At 39.7% G+C, this 21,014-nt stretch carries 26 protein-coding genes, 1 pseudogene and 1 other annotated feature; of the genes and pseudogenes, 22 read left to right on the plus strand and 5 right to left on the minus strand.

What is annotated here, in order from left to right; all coding sequences use genetic code 11:
• The first annotated feature begins 138 nt into the window (after positions 1-138).
• Positions 139-930: an alpha/beta fold hydrolase gene (locus QNH15_RS07855; protein ID WP_283895475.1), complete on the plus strand. Its 792-nt coding sequence runs from the start codon at positions 139-141 to the stop codon at positions 928-930.
• A 116-nt stretch (positions 931-1,046) separates the two neighbouring features.
• On the opposite strand, the gene QNH15_RS07860 is transcribed toward QNH15_RS07855, so the two are convergent.
• Positions 1,047-1,481: a VOC family protein gene (locus tag QNH15_RS07860; protein ID WP_283893865.1), complete on the minus strand. Its 435-nt coding sequence runs from the start codon at positions 1,479-1,481 to the stop codon at positions 1,047-1,049.
• A gap of 189 nt (positions 1,482-1,670) precedes the next feature.
• Here QNH15_RS07860 and ddlA point away from each other — a divergent pair, with 189 nt between their 5' ends.
• Positions 1,671-2,765: a D-alanine--D-alanine ligase gene (ddlA, locus tag QNH15_RS07865; protein ID WP_283893867.1), complete on the plus strand. Its 1,095-nt coding sequence runs from the start codon at positions 1,671-1,673 to the stop codon at positions 2,763-2,765.
• A 69-nt stretch (positions 2,766-2,834) separates the two neighbouring features.
• On the opposite strand, the gene QNH15_RS07870 is transcribed toward ddlA, so the two are convergent.
• Entirely contained in the window at positions 2,835-3,293 is a 459-nt protein-coding gene (locus tag QNH15_RS07870; protein WP_283893869.1) for a GNAT family N-acetyltransferase, read from the minus strand.
• Between the two features lie 202 nt (positions 3,294-3,495).
• On the opposite strand from QNH15_RS07870, the gene QNH15_RS07875 reads away from it, so the two are divergent.
• The 7 genes from QNH15_RS07875 to QNH15_RS07905 all read left to right on the plus strand — a co-directional run bounded on the left by QNH15_RS07875 (position 3,496) and on the right by QNH15_RS07905 (position 8,319).
• On the plus strand, positions 3,496-3,654 hold the full coding sequence (locus QNH15_RS07875; protein WP_430667158.1) for a VanZ family protein: 159 nt from the start codon (positions 3,496-3,498) through the stop codon (positions 3,652-3,654).
• Between the two features lie 324 nt (positions 3,655-3,978).
• Complete coding sequence (locus QNH15_RS07880) at positions 3,979-5,112, plus strand: iron-containing alcohol dehydrogenase (protein WP_283895481.1); 1,134 nt, start codon at positions 3,979-3,981, stop codon at positions 5,110-5,112.
• 336 nt (positions 5,113-5,448) lie between these two features.
• Entirely contained in the window at positions 5,449-6,249 is an 801-nt protein-coding gene (locus tag QNH15_RS07885) for an ABC transporter ATP-binding protein (RefSeq protein ID WP_283893871.1), read from the plus strand.
• 196 nt (positions 6,250-6,445) lie between these two features.
• Positions 6,446-6,949 carry a hypothetical protein gene (locus tag QNH15_RS07890; RefSeq protein ID WP_283893873.1) on the plus strand — a complete coding sequence of 168 codons (504 nt, stop codon included), beginning with the start codon at positions 6,446-6,448 and terminating at the stop codon, positions 6,947-6,949.
• A gap of 13 nt (positions 6,950-6,962) precedes the next feature.
• Positions 6,963-7,418: a GNAT family N-acetyltransferase gene (locus QNH15_RS07895; RefSeq protein WP_283895483.1), complete on the plus strand. Its 456-nt coding sequence runs from the start codon at positions 6,963-6,965 to the stop codon at positions 7,416-7,418.
• Positions 7,419-7,591: 173 nt separating this feature from the next.
• A complete protein-coding gene (locus QNH15_RS07900; RefSeq protein WP_283893874.1) occupies positions 7,592-8,056 on the plus strand; it encodes a hypothetical protein in 465 nt (154 codons plus the stop codon).
• A gap of 8 nt (positions 8,057-8,064) precedes the next feature.
• On the plus strand, positions 8,065-8,319 hold the full coding sequence (locus QNH15_RS07905) for a hypothetical protein (protein ID WP_283893876.1): 255 nt from the start codon (positions 8,065-8,067) through the stop codon (positions 8,317-8,319).
• Between the two features lie 42 nt (positions 8,320-8,361).
• On the opposite strand, the gene QNH15_RS07910 is transcribed toward QNH15_RS07905, so the two are convergent.
• The gene (locus QNH15_RS07910; protein ID WP_283893877.1) at positions 8,362-9,726 is read right to left on the minus strand and encodes an amino acid permease; all 1,365 of its coding nucleotides are present in this window, start codon (positions 9,724-9,726) and stop codon (positions 8,362-8,364) included.
• Between the two features lie 75 nt (positions 9,727-9,801).
• Positions 9,802-10,032, minus strand: a binding site (T-box leader).
• A 363-nt stretch (positions 10,033-10,395) separates the two neighbouring features.
• On the opposite strand from QNH15_RS07910, the gene QNH15_RS07915 reads away from it, so the two are divergent.
• Positions 10,396-10,818 carry a GNAT family N-acetyltransferase gene (locus QNH15_RS07915; protein ID WP_283893879.1) on the plus strand — a complete coding sequence of 141 codons (423 nt, stop codon included), beginning with the start codon at positions 10,396-10,398 and terminating at the stop codon, positions 10,816-10,818.
• Positions 10,819-10,984: 166 nt separating this feature from the next.
• Positions 10,985-11,233: a hypothetical protein gene (locus QNH15_RS07920; RefSeq protein WP_283893881.1), complete on the plus strand. Its 249-nt coding sequence runs from the start codon at positions 10,985-10,987 to the stop codon at positions 11,231-11,233.
• A gap of 13 nt (positions 11,234-11,246) precedes the next feature.
• On the opposite strand, the gene QNH15_RS07925 is transcribed toward QNH15_RS07920, so the two are convergent.
• On the minus strand, positions 11,247-12,014 hold the full coding sequence (locus QNH15_RS07925) for a class I SAM-dependent methyltransferase (protein ID WP_283893883.1): 768 nt from the start codon (positions 12,012-12,014) through the stop codon (positions 11,247-11,249).
• 170 nt (positions 12,015-12,184) lie between these two features.
• On the opposite strand from QNH15_RS07925, the pseudogene QNH15_RS07930 reads away from it, so the two are divergent.
• Positions 12,185-12,434: pseudogene (locus QNH15_RS07930) on the plus strand (phosphorylase family protein); the annotation flags it as partial.
• Between the two features lie 43 nt (positions 12,435-12,477).
• On the opposite strand, the gene QNH15_RS07935 reads toward QNH15_RS07930, so the two are convergent.
• Complete coding sequence (locus QNH15_RS07935; RefSeq protein ID WP_347343373.1) at positions 12,478-12,792, minus strand: hypothetical protein; 315 nt, start codon at positions 12,790-12,792, stop codon at positions 12,478-12,480.
• A gap of 183 nt (positions 12,793-12,975) precedes the next feature.
• Between QNH15_RS07935 and QNH15_RS07940 the strand changes: the two genes are divergently transcribed.
• The 10 genes from QNH15_RS07940 to QNH15_RS07985 all read left to right on the plus strand — a co-directional run bounded on the left by QNH15_RS07940 (position 12,976) and on the right by QNH15_RS07985 (position 20,914).
• Positions 12,976-13,446, plus strand: a complete 471-nt coding sequence (locus QNH15_RS07940; protein WP_283893885.1) for a DinB family protein — start codon at positions 12,976-12,978, stop codon at positions 13,444-13,446.
• 221 nt (positions 13,447-13,667) lie between these two features.
• Positions 13,668-14,048, plus strand: a complete 381-nt coding sequence (locus QNH15_RS07945) for a hypothetical protein (protein ID WP_283893887.1) — start codon at positions 13,668-13,670, stop codon at positions 14,046-14,048.
• 418 nt (positions 14,049-14,466) lie between these two features.
• A complete protein-coding gene (locus QNH15_RS07950) occupies positions 14,467-15,669 on the plus strand; it encodes an iron-containing alcohol dehydrogenase (RefSeq protein ID WP_283893889.1) in 1,203 nt (400 codons plus the stop codon).
• A 126-nt stretch (positions 15,670-15,795) separates the two neighbouring features.
• The gene (locus tag QNH15_RS07955) at positions 15,796-16,323 is read left to right on the plus strand and encodes a DinB family protein (RefSeq protein ID WP_283893891.1); all 528 of its coding nucleotides are present in this window, start codon (positions 15,796-15,798) and stop codon (positions 16,321-16,323) included.
• Positions 16,324-16,635: 312 nt separating this feature from the next.
• A complete protein-coding gene (locus QNH15_RS07960) occupies positions 16,636-17,778 on the plus strand; it encodes a hypothetical protein (protein ID WP_283893893.1) in 1,143 nt (380 codons plus the stop codon).
• Between the two features lie 28 nt (positions 17,779-17,806).
• Entirely contained in the window at positions 17,807-18,616 is an 810-nt protein-coding gene (locus QNH15_RS07965; RefSeq protein ID WP_283893895.1) for a hypothetical protein, read from the plus strand.
• A 164-nt stretch (positions 18,617-18,780) separates the two neighbouring features.
• On the plus strand, positions 18,781-19,149 hold the full coding sequence (locus QNH15_RS07970) for a hypothetical protein (protein WP_283893897.1): 369 nt from the start codon (positions 18,781-18,783) through the stop codon (positions 19,147-19,149).
• Between the two features lie 41 nt (positions 19,150-19,190).
• On the plus strand, positions 19,191-19,988 hold the full coding sequence (locus tag QNH15_RS07975) for a hypothetical protein (RefSeq protein ID WP_283893899.1): 798 nt from the start codon (positions 19,191-19,193) through the stop codon (positions 19,986-19,988).
• Positions 19,989-20,012: 24 nt separating this feature from the next.
• Positions 20,013-20,474 (plus strand): DUF5085 family protein, encoded by a 462-nt coding sequence (locus QNH15_RS07980; protein WP_283893901.1) that lies wholly within the window; start codon positions 20,013-20,015, stop codon positions 20,472-20,474.
• Positions 20,471-20,914, plus strand: a complete 444-nt coding sequence (locus QNH15_RS07985) for a DUF5085 family protein (protein WP_283893903.1) — start codon at positions 20,471-20,473, stop codon at positions 20,912-20,914. The genes QNH15_RS07980 and QNH15_RS07985 overlap by 4 nt, the downstream gene beginning before the upstream one ends.
• Positions 20,915-21,014 lie beyond the last annotated feature (100 nt).

The raw sequence follows: 21,014 nt of genomic DNA on the forward strand, positions 1-21,014 counted from the left end.
ACAAGCGGGTGGTTCATAACGAATTGGATAAAAGAGGAGCTAAATAGTGAATTTAGTAATGGAGTGTATCATACACAATTAAATGGAATTACCCATTGGGTACGGGTAGCAGGGAGGCAGAATAACTCCATCCCATTAGTGATTATACATGGTGGTCCAGGCGGTAATCATTATGTATTTGAAAGGACGATCGGTCCGTTGCTTTCCACTAGCAGAACCGTCATCTATTATGAGCAGCGCGGATGCGGCAGATCTGAAATGCCTTTTGATGATACCGAGTATTCTGTACCGTTGCTAATTGAGGATTTTAAATCATTATTGCATTGGCTAGGGGTAAAAAAAGTAGACTTGCTTGGGTATTCCTTTGGGGGAGAGCTCGCTCTGGAGATTGCCCATGCGTTGCCAAACATAATAAATCGAATTGTCCTATCCGGACCAAGTTTAATTCATTCGGAAGTTAACAAGTTGGTTCAAATTACAGGCTTTTGTTCAGTGGTTGATTCAAAAATGTATGGACAGCTGCAAGAGATCCTAAATGAGGGTAAATCGATCGACGACGTCTATAACGCGTATTGGGATAGGGCAGATCGTAAAGTCGTAGATTTGTTAATGTTCGAAAATCAAGAGATTGCAAGAAGAAATAGGGACATGTGGGAGGAAAGTAGCCTGGTGAATACAGGTCTTATGTTTAAAGCATTACAAAAGTTCCCACTTTCCATCTCTTTAATAGATCGGCTGAGAGACATATCACAACAAACCTTGATTATGACAGGTGTATTTGATCGTAATACAGGAATTCCGATTTCAAAACTCATTCACAAAGAACTAAGCAATAGTGAACTTGTGTTATTTCATCATAGTGCACATTTCCCTGATTTAGAGGAGCCCGAAAAATTTAAAGAAACGGTTTTAGCATTTTTAGAAAATTAACGGCCTCATATCCAGCTTGCATATTAAATAAATGAAAAAAGCACATTACAGCCACTTTTCCTTTGAAAAGTGGCTGCTGTCAAAAAGGCCTTAATCGAAATTAATTTAAAGGCTATTTACTTGAGTTTCTCTGCCAGCTCTAAAATAATTCCTTCTGGTCCACGTACGAAACATAACTTATAGCTGTCTTTATATTGCTGAATCTCACCAACAGTTTCCGTGCCTTTCTTTTTCATTTTGGCAACAATACCTTCAATGTCTTCAACGGCAAATGCTATATGAGTAATACCCAACGTGTTCAAAGACGGCTGAATCCCTTTTTCAGCTGAGGGCGTATGAAATTTTACCAGCTCCAGCTTTGTCTCGCCGTCTGGCATCCCAAACATAACAACCGTCTCTCTAACGTCAGTAAGTCCAATAATCCGTTCGGCCCATTCGCCTTCCACTTCAGCTTCCCCCAGCATCTCAAGTCCGAAATCGAGAAAAAACGCTTTGGCCGCTTCCAGATCATTTACGACAACACCCACATGGTCTATTCTCTGGATCTTCATAGCCACCATCTCCTTTATTCCTTTTTTGCCGATCACATGATTCTTTAAAGTATTCTATTCGACTGTTTACGAATCCTTCTTATTTTCAGGACGGGGTTAGCGGTTATATAATAGAAGCTGGAAACGAATTTTTTAAAACGAACAAAATAAAATGACGATGATATAAGATTCCTGACAGGTGGTGTTTGTATGGAGAAGAAAAAGGTTGGATTGATCTTTGGAGGAAAGTCTGCTGAGCATGAGGTCTCCTTACAGTCGGCGAAAAATGTGCTCGAAGCAATCGATCAGGATAAATATGAAGTCACGTTAATCGGCATTGATAAGGAAGGAAGATGGCATTTAAATAATGCTTCTCAATTCCTGCTCAACGCAGACGATGCAAAGTTAATTGAACTAAATAAAACCAATCATGGCATTGCGGTAGTTCCTGGAGAAAGCGAGAATCAGTTGATGAGTTTAAATACAACAAAAAGCTTGAGCCAGCTTGATGTTGTATTTCTCATCCTTCACGGGACATTAGGGGAGGATGGAAGCATTCAGGGAATGCTCCGGATGGCGAACATCCCTTTTGTCGGCTCCAATATTCTTGGCTCTGCAGTTTGTATGGATAAGGACATAGCGAAACGGCTGCTAAAAGATGCCGGGTTAAAGGTCGCTAAGTCACATACGTATACACGAGCAACAAAGAACAAAATAAGCTTTGATGAAGTAGTAAAAGATCTAGGATTGCCGTTATTTATAAAGCCTTCCAACCAAGGTTCTTCAGTGGGGGTAAGTAAGGTGCAGTCACAAGAGGAATTTACACGCGCAGTGGAAGAGGCGTTTCATTTCGACCATAAGATATTAATTGAAGAAGGAATCAGTGGAAGAGAAATCGAGTGCTCAGTGCTCGGGAATGAAGAGCCTTTGGCTTCTCTACCCGGAGAAATTGTTTCCAACGGAGAGTTCTATTCGTATGAGGCTAAATATATCGATGAAAACGGAGCGGTATTGGAAATTCCAGCAAAGCTGAGTGAACCGTTAACAGCAAAGATCCAGGAGACTGCCATTCAAGCCTTTCAGGCGTTAAACTGCGAGGGCTTTGCAAGGGTGGATTTTTTCGTCAATGAACAGGACATCATCATTAATGAAGTAAATACGATCCCCGGCTTCACGAAAATAAGCATGTATCCTAAGCTATGGGAAATAAGCGGGATTCCTTACAGTCAACTTATCGACAAATTGATCGCCTTGGCGATTGAACGACACGAAAGAGATGCGCTGCTGAGGAATTCTGTGAACTGAGTGGGATCTGCTCAGATCCTCAATCGATAAAAATAGCCCTTCCGTTGTGAGAAGGGCTATTTTTTATTCCTATACTAAATCTTTTGCCATTACAATATCCGTTTCTATATAACCTAATTTTTCATATAATCCTCGTGCGGACTTGTTGTGGCCAAAGACGTGAAGTCCTATATTTGTTAATCCTAAGTTCTTTGCCACCTGTTCTATTTCTTTCATTGCTTTTTTGCCATAACCACGACCTTGATTACCTTCATAGATGTTTATATCATAAATAAATCCTTTTTCCGTTGACACTTGAGCAAGCCAAATCATACCCACTTCTTGTTCTTCATCTCGAATAATGAATAGCTTTTGATTAACGGTCTTTTCCCCATCGGGTAACAGTCTTTCGAATTCTTGAGTTGCTTTACTGACTGCTTCTCGCTCATCCCAATTGTTAGCTTTTACATGTTCATCTGCATAGTTTTTAATCGCATAACTAAGATATCTTTGAAACTCATCTGATTTCATTTCTTCTAATTTAACCAATGTTTTCCCCCTAGCTAATCATTAGAATTAAAAATCTTGGTTCAAACGAATCTGTTATTCCAGCTGCATGGGCTCTTGCCTATATCATACTATAAAAAGTGAATTTAAGATCAATCCTTACTAAGAGACCTTATGAAGGAAGAACGCTTGTAAAACAAAAAACAAAGCGAATTAGGTTTTGTTTAGGCTGTTCCAGTAATGCATTGAAGCAGTTCAATACATCTTCCCATCAGGACGTTCCGCTGATATTGATGATGTAATATTAAATGCAGTTGGCACCCTTTTAGGCTATTTAGTATGGAAGTTATATAAACGCGTTTTTCGTACCGCTAGAAATTCAAAAGAATTACATGTATCTTAACTATTTGAAAAATCCTTGGCGGTTAATGCCAGGGATTTTTGTGATTCATTTAACAGCGAGGCTAAATGGTCTAGAGGGCGGTTTAGCCTCTCGGACTACTATATAATCGGATAACCACTCCAATATTCTAATAATTCTCTGAATTACTCTATACATAGTCTTGATGGGGCTATTAGTTAAGATTATAATAAATAAAAAACTTAGTTTGTTTACTGAACAAATTTCAGAAGTGCTTTAACTTTTAGCAAGACTGATAATGTTCTATAGATTGACCACTATTAAAAAAGAGAGGTTATTATGAACTTTAATTTTCATGTACCAACGATGGTTCGAACGGAGAGGGGATTGGCTAAACGGATCGGTGAATTTTTTCAATTGTTGGGATATAAAAAGGTATTTCTTGTAACGGATAGGGGTGTGAAAAATGCCGGTATTCTTCAAGCGATAGAAAGTTCACTGCATGAATCCTCTATTTCATTTGAAATCTATGATGAAGTTGTAGCTAATCCTAGTTGTGAAAATATTATGGATGGTGTTAAAAAATTAAAGGTTTTTGATCCGGATAGTGTGTTAGCAGTGGGCGGCGGAAGCAGTATAGATGCAGCAAAAGGAATTGCTGTAATGGCAAATAATCCAGGAGAAATTATTGATTATGAGGGAGTTGGAAAGATACCAAATGAGGGACTTCCCCTTATAGCGGTGCCGACCACTTCAGGAACTGGAAGTGAAGTCACTTCCTCAACCATTATTACTAATACTAAGACTCAATTTAAAGCAGCCGTAATCAGCCCGTTTCTTTATCCAAACTATGCAATTCTAGACGCTGAACTTACAGTTGGTTTACCGATGGAGGTAACAGCTGCAACCGGAATGGATGCGTTGACGCATGCGATTGAATCATACACTTCTAAAACTTCAAATCCTGCCAGTAAGGCTTTAGCCCTCTATGCAATTGGAATGATTAGAGAAAACATTGAGAAAGCTTATTTTATAGGTACAGATATTCAAAGTAGAGAAAATATGCTGGTAGCTTCAATGCTTGCGGGAGCTGCTTTTTCTCAGTCTCGTTTAGGGAATGTTCATGCGATTTCACATACTTTTAGCGGAGTATTTAATGTACCACATGGAATTGCTAATGCTACACTGTTACCATTTGTTATGAGATTCAATTTACCAGCATGCCCTGACAAAATGGTAGACATCGCAAAGGCATTAGGTGAAAAGACTGATGGGATTCCTGTTAAAGAAGCAGCAGAACTAGCAATTCAGGCTATTATAAAATTAAATAACACATTAAATATCCCTTCAAATATAAAAGACCTTGATGTATCGTTAGATGTGTTGCCAAAACTGGTTGAAGACTCAATGAGAAGTGGAAATGTTTTAATAAATCCAAGATTGACCAGCAGCAAAGATATAAAAGAAATAATTGAAAACGCTTATAACGGAATCCTTTAATATTCAATGTTCAAACAGTCATTTACGATTGGAGGAAAAGACGAACCTTATATTGCCCAGGTTCGTTTTTGTATTCCTCAGATTTTTGGCTGAGAATAATGAGGGTGAAATAACCTATTAAGGTGCTGAGTATTGAACAAAGCTTATTCTTATGAATTTGTGATTTCCTTTTTTAAAAATAATCAACACTAATTTAATCTTAAGGTTGAAAACTACATTATTTTCGGTTTATGTTAACTCTGAAATATGTAAAAGAGAAGATTAACAGGTTTATACGGTCCAAGAGATAGTCATGTTCTTTGATGCAAAACACATTACATTTGGAGGTGATATGGCGTGGAGAGAGTTATTAGCTTTGAGGATGTATCATGGAGAAGAGATGGCCAAAATATACTGAGTGAGATTAATTGGGAAGTAAAAACAAATGAGCATTGGGCCATTCTGGGGTTAAACGGTTCTGGTAAAACTTCATTATTAAATATTGTGACAGGCTATCATTTTTCTACTACAGGGAAGGTTACCGTCCTGGGAAATGAATTTGGAAAGACCAACCTGCCTAATCTGCGAAAGAAAATAGGGTATGTGAGCAGTTCGTTAGAGAAATTTTCACAACTGTTAGAACAGGAAACTGTGGAAGAAGTTGTGGTGAGTGGTAAATTTGCTTCCTTTGGTATATATGAAGAAGTTACGGATGAAGACTGGGAAAAAGCAGGTTCTTTACTTACTGCACTGCGTTTAGATTATTTAAATGGGAAGACCTTCAACAAATTATCACAAGGAGAAAAACGAAGAGTCCTCATTGCCCGTGCTTTAATGTGTGATCCTCAAATTCTCATACTCGATGAACCGTGTACAGGATTAGATGTGTTTTCTCGTGAAGAAGTGCTAGGTTTAATGGATGACATCGTCCAAAAAAATAGCCATTTACTTTATGTGACTCATCATATTGAGGAAATTGCCGATGTGATTACGCATGTCTTATTACTTCGTGATGGGCAAATCGTTGCATCGGGGCAGAAGCAAGAAGTGTTAACAAGTGAATCCTTATCAGAAGCCTATAAAATGCCGGTAAATGTACATTGGGAGGAAAATCGTCCTTGGCTAACGATCCAGCAAAGGAAATTTTCGCTTAGCTGAGTGTTTAATAAAGATGATTCCACAACAAATACCTTTAGAAAGCACGTTCAATTGCGAACGTGTTTTTTTATACAAAGGATATAGATTGAATTTTTTCTTTATCTTGAAGTAATTGGTGTAAAATTAAAGTAGCGACAAGCTATCGGGTTGAGAAGCCCCTCATCTTAAAAACTAAATATATTAGAGGGGTGTCCTTTTGAAAGTCAAATCCTTCGTTTTTATTTGGCTCCTTACTTTCGTAATAACTGGGTGTACAAGTGATCCAAACCATCTAGTTGATGGTAAAGAGAAGGTAACAAAAGAAGCCGATCAACTCATATCTCAGTACATTATTCAAAAATACAAAAATATATTTGCACCTTCTGAAAAGCAGTTTGAAGTACATAGAATATACGGAACCAGTGAAGAAGACGGTATTCTAACGGTTTATTTTCACTCCTGCCTTGGCGGGTTTAATAAAGAAACCGGTGATCAGGAACAAAGTGGTCATTCATTGCCGGTTTTAATTAAAATCAAAAAAGAACGGTCCGGTTATAAAGTCGTTGATTATAAGGAACCTAGAGATGGTGGTTACTATAAATCCTCTCTACAAAAGATGTTTCCAAAGAGATATGTACAAAAGGAAGATCAACAAGCCGGTGAAATCAATGATTTACAAATTCAAATGAACAAAAAAGTACATAAGTGGTTAAAACAATAGGGAGAGTTTGATGGTGAATATCAGAAAGCTAAATAGGGATGAAAAGGTTCCTTTGGAATTGTTGTTATTGGCGGATCCTTCAAAGGAAATCGTAGAGGGGTATGTCCAAAGAGGGGAATGTTATGTTGCTGAAAGTGAGGAACAACTGCTTGGAGTGTATGTATTGCTTCCAACAAGACCAGAGACATTAGAGTTAATAAATGTTGCAATCACAGAACAACAGCAGGGAAGAGGTCTAGGAAAACAATTAGTCATTCACGCAATAATGACAGCGAAAGAGAAAGGCTATAAAACCCTTGAGATCGGCACAGGAAATTCAAGTATCGGGCAATTGGCGCTATACCAAAAATGCGGTTTTAGAATGGTTGGTGTCGACCGGGATTTTTTTGTAAAGCACTATCCAGAAGAAATTTTTGAGAACGGTATACAATGCAGAGATATGATTCGGTTATCTCAGGACTTGAAATAAATCTTATCTAAGGCAGGTCAGCTATTCACTTACGTTGAGAGTTATGTGAAACGGGAAACTAAAAACTACAGGAGGGTTTTCATGAGTGACATCATTAACCTGCTGTTTAATGCCAATTTTGAAATTAGAAAGTAATTCTTTAAAACGATGAATGAATAGATGGTGATGCGAAGATGAAAAGAGGACCTAATCTATTTATACTCTGTCTCGTGGTTGTCGCCGGAATTTATGTTGGCGTGGGCAGGAATCATTCGAATCATCCACAGGCGCTGCAATATGAAACCGATGCAACGTTTGTAACTGAAAACGAGTTGCATGATAAGATGAATAATTCCAAGGCTGAAGATGCAATAAAAAAAGAATTTGATTCACATATGTTTGATGATGTAGGCAATATTTTTAAAACGAGTCGGTACAGTTATATCGCAGCAACCGGTGCGGTGATAAATGACAAGGAAAAGCTGTTCATTATTCAGGCCAAAGAGGGCGATGAAAAGAAAGCGGCCAGTTTCTTTGATTTTGCCCTGGGGTATTTCAATAACACCAATCTGAAGCCCAAGTATCGTGTAGATACGGTCATGCTTGTTGATCATGACTTTAAGATTGAAGAACAAATGGATACGCTTTTTAAGCAGTAGGAGGAACAATGGAAAGAAAAGATACAAAGAACTTTTTTCAAAAATACCGAGACACAGCCTTTTGTGTAGGGATAGCTTATCTTATTGTAAGTGTTACACCTAAGCAATGGGCCTTGTGGTGGTTAATGCTTCCTGTATTGTTTGTTGCATTTTTTGCTGCAGAAAAATTCGAGAGATCAAAAATACCGGCCGGTCTCAAAACAGGGATCTCCTATTCTATGCTGATCATAGGTTTTTCCCTTTACAACATCTATAGAGGATAAACAGCAAAAACGTCCCCAACCGAGGACGTTTTTTCACTGCTGTTAAGCCCCTATCCGTTGTACGGAAGTAAGAGTATCTCTTCTTATTACATAGGTCAAGGAAATCAAAAGATAAATCCCGAGTGTCACGCCTGTAATGATAAGTGACGTTGTCATAATGATTCCGACTAGAATCGCCAATAGGGCAATAATCGCCACCCATGTGGTATATGGAAACCATTTTACATAATAGCCTGAAAGCTTCTCTGTGCCTTTTCGAGACTTGAGGTGAGCAAAGGCGATGATCAGCCAGATGAACAGCACTGTATAACCAAGGGATCCCATTAAATAGTTGAAGGTCTGGCTGCCGGCAAAAATTGAAATCAAAACACCGGCATACAGGGAAGCCGTACACATCAAGATGGAATACACAGGAACCTTTTTCGATGACAGCTGTGCGAAAATCTTAGGCACCCGCCCGTCAACAGCCTGAGTATAAAGAACACGGGAGGAACCATAAAGCCCTGAGTTCATTGAAGAAATGATCGCAAGCAGGATGACAGCGTTCATGACATGGTCGGCTCCCGGAATCCCGATCAATTGAAATACCATGACAAACGGACTTTCGTTCACTCCGTTTACCTTGTCCCATGGAATCAAACCCACAATGATAAAGAAAGGAAAAATATAAAAGGCAATAATGCGGGTCAACGTGCTGCGTACCGCTTTAGGCACAACCTTTTCCGGATTTTTCGTTTCGGCCAGGGTCACACCGATGATCTCCGTTCCGCCATATGAGTAAATGACGACGAGCATGGCGGTGATCAAACCTGTGGATCCATTTGGAAAGAATCCGCCGTGTCCGGTTAAGTTGGAGAAGGAAGGGGCGACGTGGTGACCAAAGGATGCGAATAATAACAGGATGCCGGCAAGAATAAAGATCACGATAACGCTAATTTTGATTAATGCAAGCCAGTATTCGGTTTCTGCAAAGATCTTAACGGATAGCAAATTGACCACCGTAACGGCCACCGAAACCAAGAGAGCGAGTACCCAAATCGGTGTTTCTGAGAACCAATACTGAAGGAAAATTGCTGCTACGACCGCTTCAGCCGCAATATTCAGTACCCACATTTTCCAATAGATCCAATCTAAAAAGTAGGCCGGAAATACGCCCAGCACCGATTGAACGAGATCACGAAACGTACGGGCTCCGCTGTTTTGTACTGCCATTTCAGCCAGTCCCTGCATAATGAATAATAGAATAATGCCTCCGATTAAATAAGCCAATACCACAGCGGGGCCAGCCGTATCAATGGCTGCACTGCTGCCTTTAAATAATCCTGCTCCGATGCTGCCGCCCAATGCCATCATCATAATATGGCGCGAAGTCATGGTGCGCTGCAAACTCTTGGTGTGTTTTTCCATCTTCCTAACCTCTCCCTCTGCAATCTGAATCCTAACCATTAAAAAAGGCTTACCATCTCTTTCTCATTGACCGAGAAAAGAGACGATAAGCCTTGGGCTGACCGCGGTACCACTCTTGTTGATTCCGAAAAACAGAATCCTGCTTGAAAACCTGATAACGAAGGTTAGTCGTCAAAACATAAGAATAGATTCTTTCTGTCCTGCTGCTCCCGGGCGAGTTCAAAGGATTCATAGTCTGCGTTTCACCAACCCGCAGCTCTCTGCCTCTACTTCATCACTTTTACTGCTCCCGTTCATTGCGTTTAAAAGTACGTTGTTTAGGATAATGGTAAATATCATAACCGCTCTATGCTAAACCTGTCAACCTGTTTTTTTGAAAAAGAAATTTCAGAGAGATTGGAATATAGAGGCTATTTGAGTACAATGAAAGTATAACTTATTTCCCACAGGAGACTATTTTATGACGAAACCCGGTGTTATTAGCATTCAAGTGAATAACAATGAATTTGTATGGAATCAGAAAAATGGCAAGAAGGAAGGGGAAAGTATTCAGTAACTGGAGAATTTGGTGAATAGCCGTACAGAAGAGTTGTCATCCATGATCAAGGAACTTTCGACACCGGTAAAAAAGTAAATCCGATGGTTACTAGCGTAATAGAAGGGGATATTATGTTGAACATTACACATCAATGGAATCAGGAAGATAGCGAGTATATTCGGAGCAAACTTATTGAATTTAATTTGGCTAACGTACCAGACGACCTCAAGCATCCTGTTAAAAACGTCAGCTTCATGGTGAGAGATGATGAGGGAAACATTTTGGGCGGAATCACCGGAAAAATTGCTTGGCGCCAGTTGTATGTAGATTTTCTATGGCTAGATGAGTCTTTGAGAGGCAAGAGATACGGTGAAGAACTGTTAAAACGGGCGGAAGACGTGGCACGCGAACATAACTGCCGTCAAATCCAGCTGAATACCCTGAGCTTTCAGGCGCCTGGTTTTTACCAGAAATATGGATTTGAGGTGGCAGGAATCATTGATGGATTTCCAGGCCCGGATCAAAAGCAATATTATATGGTGAAGAAGCTGTAATTTCGAAAATAACAGGAGTATTGGTACCGGCCAATGCTTTTTTTATGCTGAAAAGAGGTATATTGACACATTTACTGCCATTTATTATATGTTATTGTAAAAAAGAGAATATTTTCACTATTTAAATATTATAAATCAAACTTTGTAATATTTGGAGGTGGTCCGTTTGAATATGACCGAGGTTAAGATCAAGTTGCTGGATTTAAAAAACAGCCAGCTCGTTCGGTCGAATATTACGTATACGATTTGCCATAAGTCCATAGCTTACCTTTCCATACATTATGTGGCAGATCAGAAGAAGTATGAGATGGTGTACCTTAGGGACCACAAAAAAAAATCCTTCGCGAATATCGAAAAGATATGTGAAGCGATCAAAAAAGAAATTCATAAAAATGTCAGGGAGAGCAAGCCCTGACATTTTATTTTTGTTATTCCTTTGTTCCGACCACCCGGATCCGTTTGTAGTCTGCAACCCATGTCCCTTCGATATACAAGACGTCTCTTAATCTGGCTTCTGCATCAGATATAATACTGATTTTCACTTCCTCATCCAATCCGGTAAAAAAGCCGCAAGCAAACATTTCCAGCCAGTTTCTGAGACCGTGATCACCTTCTAGAGGAGTGGGGCGGTCATAATGCTGAGCGAAGGTGACACGGAATCCAACTGCTTCCATCAATTTGCTGTATTCTGCAATGCTTGGATAATACCAGGGAAACTGTTCGTTTTTAAACGGGAGGTCTCTCATCCTGATTTGACGAATGATCTCATCGGTGATGGTTTGTACGTTGCCTTTGCCGCCAAATTCGGCAACAAAGCGCCCGCCTTTCTTTAAACTGTGGTAGATTCCCTGTAACGCTTTTTCAGGGAGTTTAACCCAATGGAGAGTGGCGTTTGAAAAAACAGCATGAAATTCATTCGAGAAATCCAGCCGGGTTGCATCTTTTACCAAGAAGTTAATGTCAGGGAATTTCGCTTCCGCTTGTTTGATCATGTTGGGAGATTGATCGACCCCAGTCACGTCCGCCTGCATGTCGTGAATTTTTTGGGCTAAATCCCCGGTGCCGCACCCAAGATCCAGTATTTTCTCTCCGGGTTGGGGAGCCAATAACTCTATTAATGAACCCCCGTACTTTGATACAAAAGAATGCTTCGTATCGTACAAATACGCGTTCCATACATCGGTTGTTCTGCCCATCTCTTTATCCTCTCCCAAACTATCGTTTTGTTGATTATAGTAAAAAACGAAGAAGTTTCCAATGGAGGATTCAAAACTTACAAGGCCGACAGTAAAGCCTTGCCCAATAATGATAGGTAACCCCCTATAAGAAAACGAATGATTTGACCATAAATTATTTTAAGGTTCGTGGTTCTGCGGATGTATGGAACAATGAGGTTGACTGAATTAAATGGTTCCATAAAACCTACGGAACTTCGGTTGAGGAGATGGAAGGGGCGTCAGCTGCTCAGATTGCAAAAGCCTATGATGTTCCGTTCCTTGGCTCTGTGTTCTATCCAACAATAAGGTGAACGGCAAAAAATACAGCCCGGATACAGCGGCGGCTTGTCAGGATAGGTATACGAAGTGGTGAAGCAGTACATTAAAGCCAGCCGATAAAGCAAAAAGGCACTTTTCCGTTGCGGAAGGTGCCTTTCTCTTTTTATTTAGCGGGATTCGCCTGTTCAATTTTTTCAACAAACATGTTGTAAACATTCCGCTTATCTTCAAGCGTTTTTAACTGAGCCTTGAGTTCATTGTATTTCTCTTCGAAAGGCTCCTGATAGGTGGCTTTAATATTTTTAATCATTTCTTCGTTAATTGTGGATTGAAGAACTTGCTTGGTAATTCCAAATTTATAGGAATAGAGCTGGAGTTCCGTCTTTACTTTTTCATATTCTTCATCAATGTCTTTCTTTTGGCCCTGCAGCTCTTCTTTCCATTCCTGCAGCGCATCTTTTACATAGTCGTCCATCATTGAGCCTCCTTTTGTCCGTGTCTTACCACCCCATACATATATGTACACTATAAATAATTGGTAAAATAGCGGAAGTTTATGGGGGTGAATTTCTCGCATTAACAGGCAGGTATTCAGTTGTTACATCGAGAAAGTAAGATTTGCACAAAGCGGAAGGAAAGGTAATCAAAGGAGGAGATAGTTTTGAATCGTATGGATCTGCTATTAAATGTTTTGGATACCACGTACGACAAAGAGAGCTGGTATGCCCCGTTTAAGGACGCCATTAACGGAATAACGGCTGAGCAAGCGAGGTGGAGGCCGCCTGGTGAAGCAACGAAATCCATTTGGGAGAACGTCAATCATCTCATTTATTATAAAGAGAGGACGGCTGCAAAAATGGAGGGCCGCGAATGGAAAAACAGCCTGGATGGGGATGAAACATTCTTGCTTACCGAACCTTCCAATGACGATCAACAATGGAAGAATGTTGTGGAGCGTGCCGAACGTGCTCAACAAGGGTTACGGCGTGTACTTAGTGAAACGCCGGTTGAGGATCTAGATCAAGATTCGCTTGAGGCGAAGCTGCTGGACATCATGCTGCATGATGCTTACCATACCGGACAGATTCTTCTGATCAGAAAGATGCAGGGATCGTGGCCGTCCCGTCGTTAAAAAAACACCTCAGCGATGAAGTGTCTCTTGATAACTCTCATTTAAGCTTTTTATGCTATCCATATTGGACCTATGCCCGCCAATGCTATTTTATTTTCAATCGATTACATTTATTTGAAAATAAGGGTAGATGATGAATGAAAAATGATTGCTTGTTATGGATCAAAGCCGTATAGTTGCTATGGATACCATTTATCATGAGGGAATAGGACAGGAGAACCATGAAGAACATTGCAGGAATCATCTATTTATGTCTATTTTTTATTGGGTTGATCGGCACGTTTTTATTTGCGAATAAAGGCTTGGATAGCAGGTTTTCCTTTGCTTTTGTTATCGGCTTCCTGCTGCTTCTGTTTCTCTCCTGTATATATTTTATGATTAAAATCCTTTTGAATCTGAAAAGCCTGACACTTAACCAATGGGCGAGGAGGCTGCTGAAGTTTCTCGTGCTTGCTTCTTCTTTTAGTCTTGGTTTTTGTGTGTTGAACATGGTGTTTCAGCGACCGGATCCCTTTGACTTTTCCCGTCTGGGAGTGCCGGTTGGAACAGCACTCGGCATTGTGTTTTGGGATATGATGTTTTTGAAAAAAGGAGAAAAGTAAAGGCGGAGCATCCATTTCGATGCTCTGCCTTACTTTTATTTAGCAGTCCGTTGGTCCAGGAATACTCAACCACACATGGGCCAGGGTGAAGCAGGAGATTCATTTGCGTTTGCTTCATCCTTTATAATAGTAATAGATAGAAAGATGGTGACCTCTATGAACGACAGCGTCAAAACGATACACAATGAAGCAGTTGAACGATTATGAGTGGGCTGCAGCAAGGAAGCACGGCATTCGGTGCTCAATATCATAGGAGAAGCTTTAAAATAAGGAAACGTCCGGCTTATCATACACATTCAGAAACTTTTTGTATGGATTGCCCTACACTAAATTTTTTTCGGACTTTTTGAATGGGTTTTCAAAGATGGCTCGGTTCTTGCAAGAATAATTAAGTGTGAAAATTGAAAGGAGGAAGAGCATGAAGAAATTTGCAGAATTTCGAATGCCCAATGCCTTGTATTATGGTCGGGATGCCCTGGATAAATTGGGACAGGAAGCGTCCGGACTCGGCACAAAGGTGTTATTGATCAGTGACCGGGTGATGGAGAAGATTGGCCATGTAAGAAAGTGCGAGGAATTAATTGAAAAGCAAGGTCTTCCCTTTGTTTCTTACCTGGATGTGAATACAGAACCGACCGATCTGCATGTAAAAGAAGCCCTTGCCCTTTGCCTTGAAGAAAAGTGTGATGTCATTGTTGCCATCGGCGGAGGCAGCTGTATGGATACCGGAAAAGCGGTTGCCGTTGTGGCGGCGAACGGTGGATATATCGGGGATTACAGAGGAGGAGCCAGAAAAATTTCACAAAAACCGCTTCCGTTTATCGCCATTCCTACCACCGCTGGAACTGGGTCGGAAGTAACCGACGTCACAGTGATTACCAATACAAAAGATGATATTAAGATGATGATCAAGGATCCCAACTTTCTGCCGTGTACCGCGATCGTCGATCCAATTCTTACACTTTCTACACCCAAGAATGTAACCGCTGCCACCGGAATCGATGCCCTTTGCCACGCGATGGAAGCGTTCATTTCAAAAAAGAGCCAGCCGCTCACGGATGATTTTGCCCGTTCTGCAATAGCCTTAATTACCGCAAATTTGCGTACCGCTTACCATCATCCTGAGAATATGGATGCCAAGGAGAAAATGGCATTGGCGGCAATGAAGGCGGGGCTTGCCTTTTCCAATGCTTCGGTTACCCTTGTACACGGCATGTCACGGCCTATTGGTGCTTTGTTTCATGTACCTCATGGCGTCTCCAATGCCATGATGTTACCGGCTGTCCTGGAGTTTAGCAAGCGCGATGCGGTGGATCAACTGGCAGCCATTGCCCAAATCATCAAGCCAGGACTGGGCAAGCAGGATAAGGAGGAGCTCGCGGATTTCGCCATTGAAGAAATCAAAAAGCTGTGCGCCGATCTTCAAATTCCCAACCTGAAGAGCTGGGGAGTGGATCAGAAAGCGTTCGAACAAGTCGTCTCCAAAATGGCCACCGATGCGCTTGACAGCGGAAGCCCGGGAAACAACCCACGGGTACCGACGCACGAAGAAATCATCGATTTATATCGTGTGTGTTATGATTACGATTTCAGTACCATTTCTTCTATGATGCAATCTTAAGGTTCTTAAGTGGACTATGAAAATTAGCAATACTCACTAAACCTCCATTTGAAAAAGGAATATGACAGGTTTTTCTGGAATAGATAAAGAGTTAGGAGTGATCAAAGCAAGGGGAGGCTTGATAGGATGAAGAACCATGCACGTGAAATGTATGATTATCATGCTTGGGCGAACGCCAGAATCTTTGAAAAGCTGCGGGAACTTCCAGAGGATTTATACAAAAGGGAAATGAGGCAAAGCATCTTTCCATCTCTTTCAACTGTTATGGTACATATGTATTTAACCGACAATTTGTGGTTGAAAATCATGCAGGGGGTGGATATGCAAGAGGGGTTGGCTGCTTCGGACACATTGAGAAAAGAGGCTGAAGCAGAAACACTGCTCGAAATGGAGAAACGGTACAAAAACCTGGTAGAAGAGTATAAGGATTATATCGATCACCATGACATGGAAAAAGTATTCGCCGTGGATAATCCATATGCGGGACAGCTGGATACAACCCCAATGGAAACGATCTATCATATTTCCACTCATGGAAACTATCATCGCGGACATGTGGCAGCCATGATCCGACAAACGGGAAATACATCCGTTATGCAGGATTATGGACTGTACCTTTATACGAAGAATGCCGACTTTGTGAGTCCGGTATAATCTAAGCAAGAAATTAAAATCTGTCTCCTGTGGAAAAAGGAGGCAGATTTTACTGTGTACACCAGGTAATTACTTTTGTAAAATAGTTGGTAAGTTTAATAGGAGAGTAATTTTGATGAGTGGTAAACCCTTTGTTTTAACCTATCATGGTGTGAGTAGGACCTTTTTCACCTGAATTATCTAAAATTTGGCACTAATTGGTTTTAAGGCAAGAAAGAAGGGTAAAAAGGAAGTGGGCTTTTTAGGAGGAAAGTCCAGTATATGGAGTCCTACTTCTTTTTTAGAATAGAGAGTAGAAAGGCAGGAGAAGGAATGAGTCGTGTAAACGTCGTACCAGACGAACTAAAAGCGCTCGCTTCAGATGTAAAAAAGCTGGAAGCGAAAAGCAAAGCCATTAAATCGAATCTGCAAATGAACTTTTATTCCATGCAAAGCCACGGAGGCGGAATCAATCTGTCCGCCATCAATCCCCTCTACAACAGCCTGATTCAGCAGCTCGATCATTACGGGAGTCTATTAACTGGAGCTGAAGAAGTCGTAAAGCGCACGGAAACCAAGTTTCGTGAAGCGGACCAGAAGCTGTTTAACGCTAACAGTTTTACCGCTTTCTTGAGTGGTACTGCATTTGCTGGAGTAAGACAAGGGGTTACAAGCGTAAGTAAAGGGATTAAATATGGCAGAATTACTACGGCCTTGTCCATTAGCCAATATCTTAAATGGAAATATGATTTTAAGGCTATTTTTGACCCCGCTGGCCGAAAAGGTCGTGGAGCATATACGTTATCTGCAAAGAATACCAAAGACATTGTAGCTATTTCTAAAATGCTAAAACTAAATAAAGATGATGATGCTTTAATCAAATATATAAAGAATGGTTTCAAATTTGATGACTTGAAGAAGACTAAGTCACAAATAAAAAAGGCGAAGACATCGATCTATAAATTGCCGGATTTTGTAGCTCATCAGGAATATAAAGTTGATGCTAAAAGTATGGGGAAAGCAGCCGCGCTTGGTAAGCAGGCGTATAAGGGGTTCAAGTCTTCTTATGCTGACAGTATAAAATCTATAAATCCCACCAAGTGGAAGGATACATTTAAAGAGGTAGGAAAGGTAGGAAAAGTAGTAAAAGGCTTAGGGGTAGTAGGATCAGCCTTATCGGTTGCCAACAATGTTGTTGAAGCACAGAAAGATGGATGGCAAGCTCATGATGCGGTAGACATTGTAACAGATTCAGCTGTTGATATTGGAGGAATTGCTGTTGCTGCTGGAGCAGGGGCAGCCGCAGGTTCTTTATTTCTTCCACCGGTTGGGACGGTAGTTGGTGCTGCGGTAGGTATTGCTGCTTCAGCAGGTTTAAACAAAGGGATTTCTGCACTTGGTGGTGAGAGCATCGTTAGTGGTACAAAGAAGTTAGTGAAAGGTGTGACACATAAAATCGGATCTATATTTTGGTAAACAAGATTAAAGGTGGGATAATTAAACCATGTGGAACATAAAAGAGGAAAATTTATCTGATTTTAAAATAACCGCCAAAAATAGACTTAGTCCTGATAATAGTGTGTCATTTATGTTAGGTACCATAATTTGGTGTAGTATTGTAATGCTCTTTATAGCGATTATTTTATTTAAATTTGGATGGTCTGGTTTTCCGAGTACGTTTGAAAAGGTAGTCGTTTTCATAGAAGTTGTTTTTTATATTTTGCAAATTGCTTTTTTGTTCATTTTTTCAAAACCCAAAATGTATATCAAATTTCAAAAAATAATTTCTATTTTAACCTTGTTCTATGCTTTTCAGCTTGCTACCATTGGTTTTTTGTGGCTTGTTATCAAAGGTATTTTTGCATTTCCAAACGACACTCTTACTTTTACCTATGTAGGTCTTCTGCTAGCGGGGGGATTTTTAACTCATATCCTTTGTACGATAAGTATTTTTAAACAAGCTGAGAATGGTAAATTCAATGGAGAAAACTCATCTGGATTTTTCTTTGATAAGGCTATTATTTTTACTGTACTTGGTTCTATTCTTTATGTGCTTACTTTATTAATTTTGATTTTGATTCATACGTTTGGAGAAATCAAATTAGGGGATATGTTCTTTTACTTTATTTTGTCAGTGATACTTTATGCTGTTGCTATTGGATCAGCCGAGTTTCAATTATTGGTTTACTGCAAGTACAAGTTTCCTTCATTTAATATGTCATGGCATGAATATGAGAAGGAAACTAAAGAGCTTTTAAAAAATTATAAAAAACGCAATCGGAAATCAAATAAAAATAAGAAGAAATTAAGCTAGTACTATAATTTAAAAACGTAGGGAAATTAAGTGATATGCATATAATATAAAGGAAGAACATTTAGCTGATTTTAAAGTTACCTCAAAAGATAGGCTTCAACCAATTAACACCGTTGCGTTTATGTTTGGTACGACAATTGGTGCAGTATTGTTATGGAGCCGTTTTGACCCATATCATTTGTACGATTAGTATCTTTAAACAAGTAGAGAATGGTGACTTCAATGGAGAAAACTCTGCGGGGTTTTTATTCGATAGAACTATAATTTTCACCGTTCTTGGCTCTATTGTTATTGTATTTATTTTACTAATCTTACTATTGGCACATAATTCATTGGATCATATTTTCTTTTACTTTGTTTTATCCGTCATTCTTTATGCTGTTGCCATTGGAGCTGCCGAGTTTCAGTTGTTGGCGTATTGCAAGTACAAGTTTCCTTCTTTTAATATTTCTTGGCATGATTATGATCGTGAAAGGAAAATACGCATAAAACAGTATGAAATAAATAGCAAAAAAAGAAAAAAACGAGGCTGATTTTATGGTCAAATAAAGCGGGTGGGAAAAGAAAAACTGAAATGAAGATAAAAGAAGAAAACTTATCTGATTTTAAAATGACCGCCAAAAACAGGTTAGGTCCTGATCATAGTGTGTCATTTATGTTTGGTTCTATGGTTTGGTGCAGTATGGTGATGTTTTTTATCCTATTTGGTTTGATTAAATTTGGATGGTCAGCCTTTCCGAGTACTTTTGAAAAGGTAGTTGTTTTTCTAGAGGTAGTATTTTATGTTCTGCAAATTGGGCTACTGTTCATTTTTACAAAACCGAAGATGTTCATTAAATTTCAAAAAGCACTTTCCATTTTAACCTTGTTTTACGCTTTTCAACTGGGAACCATCGGCTTTGTTGCCGTGGTTATTAAAGGAGTTTTTGACTATCCAAATGATCCTCTTACTTTAACTTATGTGGGTCTGCTAATAGCCGGAGCTGTTTTAGCGCATATTCTTTGTACGGTAAGTATCTTTAAACAAGCTGAGCATGGTAAATTCAATGGGGAAGACTCTTCAGGATTTTTCTTTGATAAGACCATTATTTCCACGGTGCTCGGTTCTGTTATTTATGTTGTTGTTTTACTAATTTTGCTGACAGTGCATCTGTTTGGTGAAAGCTCATTGGATAAAATTTTCTTTTACTTTATTTTGTCAGTTATTCTTTATGCTGTTGCCATTGGAGCGGCGGAGTTTCAATTATTGGCTTACTGCAAATATAAATTTCCTTCCTTTAATATTTCTTGGCATGATTATGATCGTGAGAAAAGAAAACGATTGAAAAAGTATGATCGCAATGCAAACAAAAAGAAGAAAAAAATGAGCTAGTTTAACAGGAGAGGAGAGATAAGGTTGAAAGTACAATACAAATCTTTATCCATGCTGAACTTGGTTAGCATTACGCAAGTGGTGAAAAAAGAAGACTGGCTTTTGCCTGCAATCGCCCTAAGAAGTCAGGTTGTAAATAATGGCATCTACCCAGTGGGACCGGTTCTTTTCCAATTTAAACCCTTGGACAATGACCCGGCGTCCGGAGAATTTACATACAGTGTTCCAGTTAATGACCGCGTTGAATTGGAGAAAGGTTCAGCATATGAATATATTGATGTTTTAGTGATCGAGGAAGCGCTATGTGTTCGTTTCACGGATGAAGATGGGGAAATTGAAGAAGCCTATCAGCTGATTCAAGAAACCGCCAGACAGAATCAAATTACCTTGGACCCGAGCTTTTACCATGTTTGCTTGGACGTTTTCGGAGAAACGTGGCTTGATGTGTACGCGCCGATTGTAGAAGTGGGTGAACCTGTCCGATGATTGCTGTGGATCAAAGCATTGCCTATACCAATGTTGTCTCTAAAGAATACTTTTTCCATTACAGTGAGATGGAACAGGTGATCGAAGACTTCATTTCTGAGATTGGAGAAGCAAATTTAACGATTAAAGGACCCATGTTCTATGCTTTGAAGAACATTCCTAAAGACGAAAACATGTACATTGAATTGTTCATGCCTGTCCATGAGGATAAGATTCCATCTACTGACTCGCTCATGTTCCGAAGTTATTATTATGTGGATGAAATGCTCATGAAGCGGATTACAGGAAACTATGAAACTCTGACTGAATTTGTTTACGCAGAGCTGCTTCAGTATATCGTTGACAACGATTTAAATCTGGCATCACCCATCTATCAAGTTTTTGGTGGGGATGAATCTATTCAATATGTCGACGTTAAGGTTTCGGTGTTTAATGAATAATAGAAAAAACAGACAATAATTTCTTTCATCAACTCTGATCCTTTATCACAAAACAAGATCAGAGTTTCTTTTATTTAACAAGTATGTAAGGAGGGATTTG

Source organism: Fictibacillus enclensis, from assembly GCF_030123385.1.
In the GTDB taxonomy this organism is placed as follows: Bacteria; Bacillota; Bacilli; order Bacillales; family Fictibacillaceae; genus Fictibacillus_C; species Fictibacillus_C enclensis.

Coding starts and splice junctions, on each gene's coding strand:
- QNH15_RS07860 (WP_283893865.1), bottom strand. CDS start 1,481: ATGAAGATCCAGAGAATAGACCATGTGGGTGTTGTCGTAAATGATCTG.
- ddlA (WP_283893867.1), top strand. CDS start 1,671: ATGGAGAAGAAAAAGGTTGGATTGATCTTTGGAGGAAAGTCTGCTGAG.
- QNH15_RS07880 (WP_283895481.1), top strand. CDS start 3,979: ATGGTTCGAACGGAGAGGGGATTGGCTAAACGGATCGGTGAATTTTTT.
- QNH15_RS07900 (WP_283893874.1), top strand. CDS start 7,592: ATGAAAAGAGGACCTAATCTATTTATACTCTGTCTCGTGGTTGTCGCC.
- QNH15_RS07905 (WP_283893876.1), top strand. CDS start 8,065: ATGGAAAGAAAAGATACAAAGAACTTTTTTCAAAAATACCGAGACACA.
- QNH15_RS07910 (WP_283893877.1), bottom strand. CDS start 9,726: ATGGAAAAACACACCAAGAGTTTGCAGCGCACCATGACTTCGCGCCAT.
- QNH15_RS07915 (WP_283893879.1), top strand. CDS start 10,396: ATGTTGAACATTACACATCAATGGAATCAGGAAGATAGCGAGTATATT.
- QNH15_RS07925 (WP_283893883.1), bottom strand. CDS start 12,014: ATGGGCAGAACAACCGATGTATGGAACGCGTATTTGTACGATACGAAG.
- QNH15_RS07935 (WP_347343373.1), bottom strand. CDS start 12,792: ATGATGGACGACTATGTAAAAGATGCGCTGCAGGAATGGAAAGAAGAG.
- QNH15_RS07945 (WP_283893887.1), top strand. CDS start 13,668: ATGAAGAACATTGCAGGAATCATCTATTTATGTCTATTTTTTATTGGG.
- QNH15_RS07950 (WP_283893889.1), top strand. CDS start 14,467: ATGAAGAAATTTGCAGAATTTCGAATGCCCAATGCCTTGTATTATGGT.
- QNH15_RS07955 (WP_283893891.1), top strand. CDS start 15,796: ATGAAGAACCATGCACGTGAAATGTATGATTATCATGCTTGGGCGAAC.
- QNH15_RS07960 (WP_283893893.1), top strand. CDS start 16,636: ATGAGTCGTGTAAACGTCGTACCAGACGAACTAAAAGCGCTCGCTTCA.
- QNH15_RS07965 (WP_283893895.1), top strand. CDS start 17,807: ATGTGGAACATAAAAGAGGAAAATTTATCTGATTTTAAAATAACCGCC.
- QNH15_RS07975 (WP_283893899.1), top strand. CDS start 19,191: ATGAAGATAAAAGAAGAAAACTTATCTGATTTTAAAATGACCGCCAAA.
- QNH15_RS07985 (WP_283893903.1), top strand. CDS start 20,471: ATGATTGCTGTGGATCAAAGCATTGCCTATACCAATGTTGTCTCTAAA.